Source organism: Polymorphobacter sp. (genome assembly GCF_051860865.1).
GTDB lineage: Bacteria > Pseudomonadota > Alphaproteobacteria > Sphingomonadales > Sphingomonadaceae > Sandarakinorhabdus.
In genome coordinates, this window is the sequence record NZ_JBIMKZ010000066.1 from 1 (window position 1) to 9655 (window position 9655).

Annotated in this window: 10 protein-coding genes, 1 pseudogene and 1 other annotated feature; of the genes and pseudogenes, 3 read left to right on the forward strand and 8 right to left on the reverse strand. The window is 69.6% G+C overall.

Features of this window, described 5'->3' with window-relative positions; all coding sequences use genetic code 11:
* A partial coding sequence (locus ACTIFJ_RS11875) for an AAA family ATPase (protein WP_439534322.1) occupies positions 1 to 1420 on the reverse strand: 1420 nt, incomplete at its 3' end.
* A gap of 639 nt (positions 1421 to 2059) precedes the next feature.
* Here ACTIFJ_RS11875 and ACTIFJ_RS11880 point away from each other — a divergent pair.
* A pseudogene (locus ACTIFJ_RS11880) lies at positions 2060 to 2326 on the forward strand (phosphatase PAP2 family protein); the annotation flags it as partial.
* A 279-nt stretch (positions 2327 to 2605) separates the two neighbouring features.
* Here ACTIFJ_RS11880 and ACTIFJ_RS11885 read toward each other — a convergent pair.
* Positions 2606 to 2806: a DUF1192 family protein gene (locus tag ACTIFJ_RS11885; protein ID WP_439534336.1), complete on the reverse strand. Its 201-nt coding sequence runs from the start codon at positions 2804 to 2806 to the stop codon at positions 2606 to 2608.
* Between the two features lie 45 nt (positions 2807 to 2851).
* Between ACTIFJ_RS11885 and ACTIFJ_RS11890 the strand changes: the two genes are divergently transcribed.
* Together ACTIFJ_RS11890 and ACTIFJ_RS11895 are read left to right on the forward strand one after the other, a co-directional pair.
* The gene (locus ACTIFJ_RS11890; protein WP_439534337.1) at positions 2852 to 3853 is read left to right on the forward strand and encodes an NAD(P)H-quinone oxidoreductase; all 1002 of its coding nucleotides are present in this window, start codon (positions 2852 to 2854) and stop codon (positions 3851 to 3853) included.
* A gap of 85 nt (positions 3854 to 3938) precedes the next feature.
* Positions 3939 to 4640, forward strand: a complete 702-nt coding sequence (locus ACTIFJ_RS11895) for a cell cycle transcriptional regulator TrcR (RefSeq protein WP_439534323.1) — start codon at positions 3939 to 3941, stop codon at positions 4638 to 4640.
* A 41-nt stretch (positions 4641 to 4681) separates the two neighbouring features.
* On the opposite strand, the gene ACTIFJ_RS11900 is transcribed toward ACTIFJ_RS11895, so the two are convergent.
* The 6 genes from ACTIFJ_RS11900 to ACTIFJ_RS11925 form a co-directional block, all read right to left on the reverse strand.
* The gene (locus ACTIFJ_RS11900; protein ID WP_439534324.1) at positions 4682 to 6166 is read right to left on the reverse strand and encodes a SulP family inorganic anion transporter; all 1485 of its coding nucleotides are present in this window, start codon (positions 6164 to 6166) and stop codon (positions 4682 to 4684) included.
* 35 nt (positions 6167 to 6201) lie between these two features.
* Positions 6202 to 6256, reverse strand: a sequence feature (sul1 is cis-regulatory element that is thought to sense ions involved in sulfur or methionine metabolism; They are found in Alphaproteobacteria).
* Positions 6257 to 6298: 42 nt separating this feature from the next.
* Positions 6299 to 6862, reverse strand: a complete 564-nt coding sequence (gene scpB, locus ACTIFJ_RS11905) for an SMC-Scp complex subunit ScpB (protein ID WP_439534325.1) — start codon at positions 6860 to 6862, stop codon at positions 6299 to 6301.
* Entirely contained in the window at positions 6859 to 7653 is a 795-nt protein-coding gene (locus tag ACTIFJ_RS11910; protein WP_439534326.1) for a segregation and condensation protein A, read from the reverse strand. The genes scpB and ACTIFJ_RS11910 overlap by 4 nt, the downstream gene beginning before the upstream one ends.
* Positions 7646 to 8644, reverse strand: coding sequence for a beta-N-acetylhexosaminidase (gene nagZ, locus ACTIFJ_RS11915; RefSeq protein WP_439534327.1), 999 nt, complete (start codon positions 8642 to 8644; stop codon positions 7646 to 7648). The genes ACTIFJ_RS11910 and nagZ overlap by 8 nt, the downstream gene beginning before the upstream one ends.
* A 12-nt stretch (positions 8645 to 8656) precedes the next feature.
* Entirely contained in the window at positions 8657 to 9493 is an 837-nt protein-coding gene (locus tag ACTIFJ_RS11920) for an SPOR domain-containing protein (RefSeq protein ID WP_439534328.1), read from the reverse strand.
* The coding region (locus tag ACTIFJ_RS11925; protein ID WP_439534338.1) for a DALR anticodon-binding domain-containing protein at positions 9493 to 9655 on the reverse strand (163 nt) is incomplete at its 5' end. The genes ACTIFJ_RS11925 and ACTIFJ_RS11920, both read right to left, overlap by 1 nt.

Below are 9655 nucleotides of genomic sequence, written 5' to 3' on the forward strand. Positions count from 1 at the left end.
CCACCCGCTTGAGGTCGTCCTCGAGGCTGGCCAGCGCCTTGGTGTCGTCGGTGGAGACCGACTTCGGCGGAATCCGCGCCATGGTGGCGATTACCGCCTCCACTTCCTTGACGCCGATCAGCTTTTTGCGGCGGCTTTCGGGCAGCAGCATCTGCGAGGCGCCGGTCTCGTCGATCACGTCGATCGCCTTGTCCGGCAGCTTGCGGTCGTTGATGTACCGCGCCGACAGCTCCACCGCCGCCTTGATGGCGTCCGGCGTGTATTTCAGCTTGTGATGCTCCTCGTAGCTCGGCCGCAGACCCATCAGGATCTTGATCGAATCCTCGACCGAGGGCTCGTTGACGTCGATCTTCTGGAACCGCCGCAGCAGCGCCCGGTCCTTCTCGAAGTGGTTGCGGAACTCCTTGTAGGTGGTCGACCCGATGCAGCGGATCGCGCCCGAGGACAGTGCCGGCTTGAGCAGGTTGGAGGCGTCCATTGCTCCGCCCGACGTCGCGCCGGCGCCGATCACCGTGTGGATCTCGTCGATGAACAGCACCGCGTGCGGCAGCTTCTCCAGCTCGGAGACGACGTTCTTCAACCGCTCCTCAAAATCGCCACGGTAGCGCGTGCCGGCGAGCAGCGCGCCCATGTCGAGCGAGTAGATGACCGCCGGCTTGAGCACGTCGGGCACATTGCCCTCGATGATCTTGCGCGCCAGCCCCTCGGCGATCGCCGTCTTGCCGACGCCGGGATCGCCGACATAGAGCGGGTTGTTCTTCGAGCGGCGGCACAGGATCTGGATCGTCCGGTCGACTTCGGCCGTCCGCCCGATCAGCGGGTCGATCTTGCCGACGCGCGCCTTCTCGTTGAGGTTGACGGTGAACTGCTTCAGCGCCGATTCCTGGCCCTTCTCGCTCTTTTCGCCGCGTGCCTTGGGCTTTTCGGCCTCGCCCTCGTCCTTGTCGGCCGTGCCCTTGGGGCTGCGCCCCTCGCTGCTGCCGGACTTGGCGACGCCATGGCTGATGAACGACACCGCATCGAGCCGCGTCATGTCCTGCTGCTGCAGGAAGAACACCGCATGGCTCTCCCGCTCCGAGAACAGCGCCACCAGCACATTGGCGCCGGTGACCTCCTCGCGGCCCGAGCTCTGCACATGCAGGATGGCGCGCTGCACGACCCGCTGGAAGCCGGCGGTGGGCGACGGATCGACGCTCGCATCGGCCTTCAGCGCGGTCAGTTCATTGTCGAGATAATGGCCGAGCTGGCCGCTCAGCTCCTCGACATCGACATTGCACGCCTTCAGCACCGCCAGCGCGTGCGTATCGGAGGCCAGCGCCAGCAGCAGATGCTCGAGCGTCGCATATTCATGCGTGCGACGCGCGGCTTCGGCCAGCGCATTGTGCAGCGTCTTTTCGAGTTCGCGGGTGAAAGATGGCATCCCGGTCTCCAATCTTCGCGCCGCCCAAGCGACGGGCGCGATCTACCCTGGCTCCAGCGGCACCTGTTTGGAACAACGGCCGCAATCGCCGGGGCTACAGCGTGAATGTCACCCTCGCAGGGCAAACAATCAAGGGGGCACTCGCATGCGACCAAGCCGCACGGCCTCGGCTGGTCGCATCACCCCCCAGCGGCTATGGTCACCGCTTCCCTGCAAGGACCCGTTTTCCCCATGCGCCTGCCCGCTCGCCTTTCCCTGCTGCTGCCGCTGTTCGCGCTCGCCTGCTCGCCGCCTGCTCCCGAGCCGGCGGCCGAGAAAGCCGATGCCGCCGATCCGACGGCAATCGCCCCCTCCCCCTCCACCCCGGTCGACATCCTCTATCTCCCCGCCGCCGATCGGCTGGACCCCGCCCGCCTGCTCCCCGGCCCGCCCGCGCCCGGCTCGCTCGCTGCCCAGGCGGATACGCGTGCAGACCAGCGTGCCGCCGCCGCCGTCGACAGCCCGGCCTGGACCCAGGCCGTTGCCATGATCAGCATCCGCGCGCCGGCGTTCGAAAAGGCGCTGTCCTGCGCGCTCGGGGTCCAGCTCGGTGACGCCACCCCGGCCGTCCGCCGCCTGCTCGATCGCACCAACGCCGAAATGCGGGCGCTCACCGATCCCGCCCAGACCCATTTCAACCGCCCCCGCCCGTTCGGCGACGACCCGACCCGCGCCTGCGATCCCAACGCCGCCAAGCTCGGGCCCTCCTACCCTTCCGGACAGGCCGCCACCGGCTGGCTCTGGGCGCTTACCCTCACCGACGCCCGCCCCGAACGCCGCCAGCCCCTGCTCGACTTCGGCACCCAGGCCGGCGATGTCCGTATCGCCTGCCGGGCTCATTGGCAGTCGGACGTCGCCGCCGGCCGCCTGCTCGCCACCAAGCTCCACCAGCAACTCGCCAACAACGACGCCTACAAGCAGGACGTCGAAGCCGCCCGCCGCGAAATCGCGCTGGCGCCGGTGCCTGATTGCCGGGCTGTGGTGGAAGGGAAAGGGCCTCCGGCGGCGGGGGGCGGAGGCCCCAGACCCCAAAATATTCCGTTACCCCACAGGACCTGCTGGCGTCGCCTTGCGGAGGCCGGATTATCGGGGTCTGGGGCTACGGCCCCAGCCGCCGGAGGCACCTTCTCTACCGCCGGAGGCCCCTTACTTTCGGAACAACTCGTCCGCTGCCGAGCGCAGCGCGGTCGCGCTTTCGAGCCGGGTCCGGCAGCGCGCGATTTCGGCTTCCAGTGTGGCGATGCGGGCCAGCACCTCGTCGCGGGACAGGCGGTCGAGGTCTTCGCGGATCAGCTCGGCCAGCGGGCCGCTGGTTTTGCGGGGCGGCAGGATATCGTCAACGTCCATGCGGCCATGGTTGACCGGACCGGCGCAGCCGTCAATATCCTTGCCATGTCGATCCCCGCCACCATGACCGCCATCGATGCTGAGGCCCCCGGCGGGCCGGAGGTGCTGGTGCCGGTGACGCGGCCGGTGCCGGGATTGGGATCTGAGGAGGTGCTGGTCCGCGTCGCCGCGGCCGGCGTCAACCGCCCGGACGTGCTGCAGCGGATGGGGCTGTATCCGATGCCGCCTGGTGCGCCGACGATTCCGGGGCTGGAGATTGCCGGCACGGTGGCGGCGGTGGGCGAGGCGGTCGGCCGGTGGCGGCCGGGGGACCGGGTCTGCGCGCTGGTCGCCGGCGGCGGCTATGCCGATTATTGCGTGGCGCCGGCCGGCCAGTGCCTGCCGGTGCCGGACGGCATGGCGATGACCGACGCTGCCGGCCTGCCCGAGACCTGGTTTACCGTCTGGTCGAATGTGGTGACGCGTGGCCATGCGCGGGCCGGTGAGACGATGCTCGTGCATGGCGGCACCTCGGGCATCGGCGTCACGGCGATCCAGCTGGGCAAGGTGCTGGGTCTGACTGTGATCGTCACTGCCGGCAGCGCCGAGAAATGCGCCGCCGCGCTGGCGCTCGGCGCCAGCGCGGCCATCGACTACAAGACGCAGGATTTCGTCGAGGAGGTGGCCCGGCTGACGGCCAAGCGCGGTGTTGACCTCGTGCTGGACATGGTCGGCGGCGATTATCTGCCGCGCAACCTCAGGTGCCTGGCCGAGGACGGCCGCCATGTCTCTATCGCCTTCCAGCGCGGCGGCAAGGCCGAGGTCGACATTGCCCGGATCATGGGCAAGCGGCTGACGCTGACCGGCTCGATGCTGCGTCCGCGCGGCCTCGCCTTCAAGGCCGCCATCGCAGAGACGCTGGAGGGCGCGATCTGGCCGGAATATGAGAGCGGCCGGCTGCAGCCGGTCACCGACCGGGTGTTTCCGCTTGCCGAGGCGGCCGAGGCGCACCGGCGGATGGAGGCCGGCCAGCACATCGGCAAGATCATCCTGTCGCTGGGAACTTGATTGCGGCGCCCGGGCGCGTTACATCAAGGCTGCAAGCCGTCCCCGTGGGGCGGCTCTTTTCATTTCTTGCAGCAAGGTTTGTCCCATGGCCGCTCCCACCCATCCGCTGATGCCCCACGCCACCGCCGCCTGGCTGGTGGACAACAGCGGGCTGACGTTCGACCAGATCGCCACCTTCTGCGGCCTCCACATCCTCGAGGTGCAGGCCATCGCCGATGACACCGCCGCCACCAAGCTGACCGGGCGCGATCCGATCCGCAACGGCGAGCTGACCCAGGAAGAACTGGACCGGGGGCAGGCCAATCCGGACTATGCGCTCAAGCTCTCCCGCCAGCCCGAGCAGTCGCGCCGCACCACCGGCCCGCGCTACACGCCGGTCTCGAAGCGCCAGGACAAGCCCAAGGGTATCCTCTGGGTGGTCAAGAACCATCCCGAGATCACCGACAACCAGATCTCCAAGCTGATCGGCACCACCAAGACCACCATCGCCGCCATCCGCGACAAGACCCATTGGGATTATGCCAACCTTACCCCGATCGACCCGGTGACGCTGGGCCTGACCAGCCAGCGCGAGATGGACGCGCTGGTCGCCTCGGCCGCCAAGAAGGCCGGCATCGACACCTCGCCCGATCTCGGCAAGCTCGGTGAAGACCGCGCCGCCCTCGTCGCCGAACTCCAGGCCGAACGCGTCGCTGCCGCTGCGGCGGCCGAAGCCGCGCTCAGCGGCGAAGTCCGCTCGGAGCCGACGACGGCGCTGGAGCGCGGCGAGGCGCTGTTCCGCAAGTAACCGTGCCGCCGGCGGCCGGGGCCTGAGGCCCCGGACCCCGATCAGTGCGGCACGGCGCCGATTTCGAAGCCGGTCTTGTCGTGGAGCGCGAACTTGTCGACGATGTCGGCGCTGGCGCGGTTGTAGCCGATCATCGACACCTCGCAGCCGGCACGGCGCAACCGCGCCACCACCTTGTCGAGCGCGGCCACTGCCGAGATGTCCCAGAAATGCGCGCCGGTCATGTCGATGGTCACCGCCGCTGCCGTTTCCTCGGCCTGGAAGGCGCGGGTGAACCGGTCGACCGAGGCAAAGAATATCTGTCCCGAGACGCGGTAGGTCGCCGTGGTGCCGTCGTCGGACATAGTGCGTTCCACCGCGAACATCCGCTGCACCTTGCCAGCGAAGAAGATGCCGGACAGCAGCACCCCGGCCAGCACGCCTTGGGCGAGGTCATGGGTGGCGACCACCACCACCACGGTCGTCAGCATCACCGCCGAGGACGGCCAGGGATGGCGCCGCAGATTGGGAATCGAATTCCAGCTGAACGTGCCGATCGACACCATGATCATCACCGCCACCAGCGCCGGCATCGGCACCCGGCCGACGAACGGCCCGAGCACCGCCAGCAGGAACAGCAGGAAGGCGCCGGCCACGAAGGTCGACAGCCGCCCCCGGCCGCCCGAGCTGATATTGATCACTGACTGGCCGATCATCGCGCAGCCGCCCATCCCGCCGACGAGCGCCGCCGCCATGTTGGCGATGCCCTGGCCGCCGCATTCCCGGCGCTTGTTGCTGTCGGTCTCGGTCATGTCGTCGACGATCTGGGCCGTCAGCAGCGATTCGAGCAGCCCCACCGCCGCCATCGTCAGCGAATAGGGCAGGATGATCCGCAGCGTCTCCAGCGTCAGCGGCACATCGGGCAGCACCAGTGATGGCAGCCCCTCCGGCAACGCGCCCATGTCGCCGACGGCGTTCACCGGCAGCCCGAAGGTGATGCTCACCGCCGACAGGATCAGGATGGCGACCAGCGGCGACGGCACCGCCCGGGTCAGCCGCGGGAAACCATAAATGATCGCCAGTCCGGCGGCGACCATCGCATAGGTCTGCCAGCCCAGCCCGACCAGCTGTGGCAGCTGCGCCATGAAGATCAGGATGGCAAGGGCGTTGACGAAGCCGGTGATCACCGAGCGCGACACGAACTGCATCAGCAGGTCGAGCCGCAGCAGCCCGGCGATGATCTGGACGAGGCCCATCAGGATCGTCGCGGCGAACAGATAGTCGACGCCGTGATCGCGGACCAGCGGCACCACCAGCACCGCCACCGCTGCCGTCGCCGCGGAGATCATCCCGCGGCGCCCGCCGGTGAAGGCGATGACGATGGCGATCGCCACCGAGGCATAGAGGCCGACGCGCGGATCGACGCCGGCGATGATTGAGAAGCCGATCGCCTCGGGGATCAGCGCCAGTGATACCACGATACCCGCCAGAATATCGGCGCGCGGATTGGCCAGCCAGTCACGGCGCAGCGTGTTGATGTCGAACATGGGAGCGGGGACCCTGAGAATTGGCTTGAGCCAGTAATTGTCCGAGGGATAGGCGCCCGGCCGAGCCACCCGGTCTCAGCCGGGTCCGTCACATCGCCCCCTTAGCCGCTCCGCCCGCCGGCTGGCAACGGTCTATTCCTCGCGTCCCCCCAGCGGTAGCGGCAGTTCGCGCGGGGGTTCGCGGTCGAGCAGGCCGGCGGCTTTGAGGTCGGCGAGGCCTGGCAGGTCGCGGCGTGAGGCGAGGTTGAAATGGGCGAGGAAGCCGGGCGTCGTGGCATATTGCAGCGGCCGGCCCGGGGTTTCGCGGCGGCCGGCGGGGCGCACCCAGCCGGCTTCCATCAGCACGTCGAGGGTACCGGGGGACACGGCAACGCCGCGGATTTCCTCGATCTCGGGCCGGGTCACCGGTTCGTGATAGGCGATGACCGACAGGGTTTCGACGGCGGCGCGGCTGAGTTTCTTCACCGCCTCGCGGCCCTGGCGGAGGTGGTGGGCGAGGTCGGGCGCGGTCTGGAAGCCCCAGCGGCCGCCACGCCCGACGATATTGATCCCGCGCGGCGCATAGCTTTCGGCGAGCGATCGCAGCGCGTTGGGCAGGTCGCCGCTGTCGCCGACGTGGCGGGCGAGTTCAGCGAGCGTCAGCGGCGCCTCGGCGGCGAACAGCACGGCCTCGATGGCGCGTTCGAGCTCGGTCATGCCCGCCCCCTGACCAGGATCGGCGCAAAGGCCGCGCCTTGCGAAACTTCGGCGCGGCCGAGCCGCACCAGTTCCAGCGTGGCGACGAAGCTGGAGGCGAGGACCGACCGCGCATAGCCCTCGTCGACGAGGTCGTTCGGCAGGTAGCGGCCCAGCTCGGCCCAATCCATGCTCTGCCCGAGCAGCCGCTCCAGCCGCTCGATCGCCTCGTCGAGCGCCATCACCGGCCGCCGCCGGACGACATGGACGCCGTGGGCGGCCCGCGCCTGCAGGGCGCCATAGGCGGAGAGCAGCTCGAACAGCGAGCAATCGTAGCGGCTGGTGACGTCGGTGCGCAGCCCCTCGGGCGCCGCGCGGCGGAAGCTGTCCCAGCCCAGTTGGGGCCGCGCCAGCAGCCTCTGCCCAGCGTCGCGCATGGCATCGAGCCGTTGCAGCTGGAACTGCAGCTTCAGCGCCAGTTCGTGCGGATCGGGGTCGGCATCGGGCTCGGCCGGCAGCAGCAGCGCCGATTTGAGATAGGCGAGCCACGCCGCCATCACCAGATAATCGGCGGCGAGTTCGAGGCTCAGCGCCCGCGCGTCGCGGATGAACGCCAGATATTGCTCGACGAGGGCAAGGATCGAGATCTGCGCGAGGTCGACCTTCTGGCTGCGCGCCAGTTGCAGCAGCAGGTCAAGCGGCCCTTCCCAGCTGCCGAGTTGCAAGACCAGGCCGGCCGGCGCGGCGCGTGGCGGCCCGTCGATGAAGTCGTCAGCGAAGTCGTCAGCCCCCCCGGGCGCCCCTTCAGGCATCGGCGAGCAGCCGGTCCCGCGCCTCGGCCCAGCGCTCGCTGGCGGTGTCGTCGCCCGGCCCGGCCCAGGCCATGGCCGCATCGAGCCGCCGCCGCGCCGCTGGCCCGATATCGTCGAGCGCCCCGGCAATCGCCACCATCTCGTCCATGACGCCCGAGCAATGCAGCGCGATATCGCAGCCCGCGTCCAGCGCCGCCGCCGCCAGCTCGCCGAAATCGCCCTGCAACGCCTTCATGCCGAGATCGTCGGACATCAGCAGGCCGGAAAAGCCGATATCGTTGCGGATGAAATCGATCACTGTTGACGACAGGGTGGCGCAGCGCTCGGCATCGAGCGCCGTGTAGGTGACATGCGCGGTCATCGCCATCGGCGCCGTTGCCAGCCGCCGGAACGGTTCGAAGTCGCGCTCCAGCGCCGCCAGGCTGGCGGTCACCACCGGCAGTTCGAGATGGCTGTCGGCCCCGGCCCGGCCATGGCCGGGGATATGCTTGACGACGCCGCACACCCCGCCCTGCCGCAGCCCGTCCAGTGTCGCCCGCCCCAGCGCCGACACCTGCATCGGCTGTTCGCCCAGCGCCCGGTCGCCGATGATGTCATGGCCTTGCGGATCGCGCACATCGAGCAGCGGCAGGCAATTGACGGTGATCCCCAGGCCGCGCAGCATCGCCGCCAGCGCCAGCGCGTTGAGCCGGCAGGCCTCGATGGCGGTGATCGGCGCCCGCTGATAGGTTCGTGCGAAGGTCTCGCCGGTCGGAAACGCCGGCCAGTGCGGCGCCCGCAGCCGCGCCACCCGCCCGCCTTCCTGGTCGATCAATATCGGCAGGGCGCGGCCGGCCAGGTCGGTCAGGCTCGCCGTCAGCGCGCGCAACTGCGCCGGATCGACGACGTTGCGGGCGAACAGGATGTAACCGGCGGGGTCGACGGCGCGGAAGAAGTCCCGCTCGCCGGCGGTCAGTTCCGGTCCGGCCAGGCCGAGAAACGCCGGGATCATCAGGACATCATCCTAGGGCACCACGCTGCAGGCATCGCCGGATTTGGCCAGTCTCGCACAGATCGCCTGCGCATCGCCACCCCGGCCGCGCAGCCGGTACAGCGTCGTGCCGTCGCGCTCGATCGGCGAATATTGCGGGCTGACGCCGATCAGCCCGTGCTTCTTCACCAGCTGCGACCAGGCGATCTCGGCGCGTTCGCGGCTGGAAAAGGCGCCGAGCTGTACGCCGCCGCCGCCGGCCGCCGGGGCTGCCGCAGGCGGTGGGGGCACCGGGACGGGTTTCACCACCGGCGGCGCCGGCTTGGCGGCCGGGGCTGCGGGGGCGACCGGCACCACGGGCTTCGCGGCGGGCCCAGGCGCCGTTGCCGGTGCGGCTGGCGTGGCGGGCGCAGTCACAGGCGCCCCCGTTGCCTGCTGCATCACCGGTGGCAGCAGATTCTTTGCCGGCTGGTCGGCCGGCGCCATCCCTGGCCGTGGCAGCGGCTCCTCGGGCACGGAGTCCACATCGATGTTGCTGCCCTCGTCGATGCCGATCCCGGCCGCATAGAGCGTCTGGTCCTGGCCCTCGACATCGAGCCCCATCGGGTCCTCGGGCTTGACCTTGAACGGCCCCGGCTCGGCGGTGATCAGCGGTGCCTGCGAGGCTTCCATATAGCCGTCGCCGTTGCTCTGCTCCTCGCGCGAGATCAGCAGGAAGGCGCCGACGATCACCGCCGCCAGCAGCGCCAGCCCGCCCGCCAGCGTCAGGAAGAACGATCGCCGGCTGACACTGGTGCCGCCCCGCCCGCCATCGCGCCCGCCCCGCTGCGGGCGCGCTTCGGCCAGCCAGGGGGCGTCGTCATCGGCCATCAGTGCAGCTCGTCCGCCGCCGTCACGCCGATCACCGCCAGCGCGTTGCGGATGACCTGGCCGATGGCATTGGCCAGCCCCAGCCGCGCCGCCGTCAGGTCTGGCCGGTCGGCGATGACGAACCGCCGTTCGGGGTCGTCGTTGCCGGCGTTCCACAGCGTG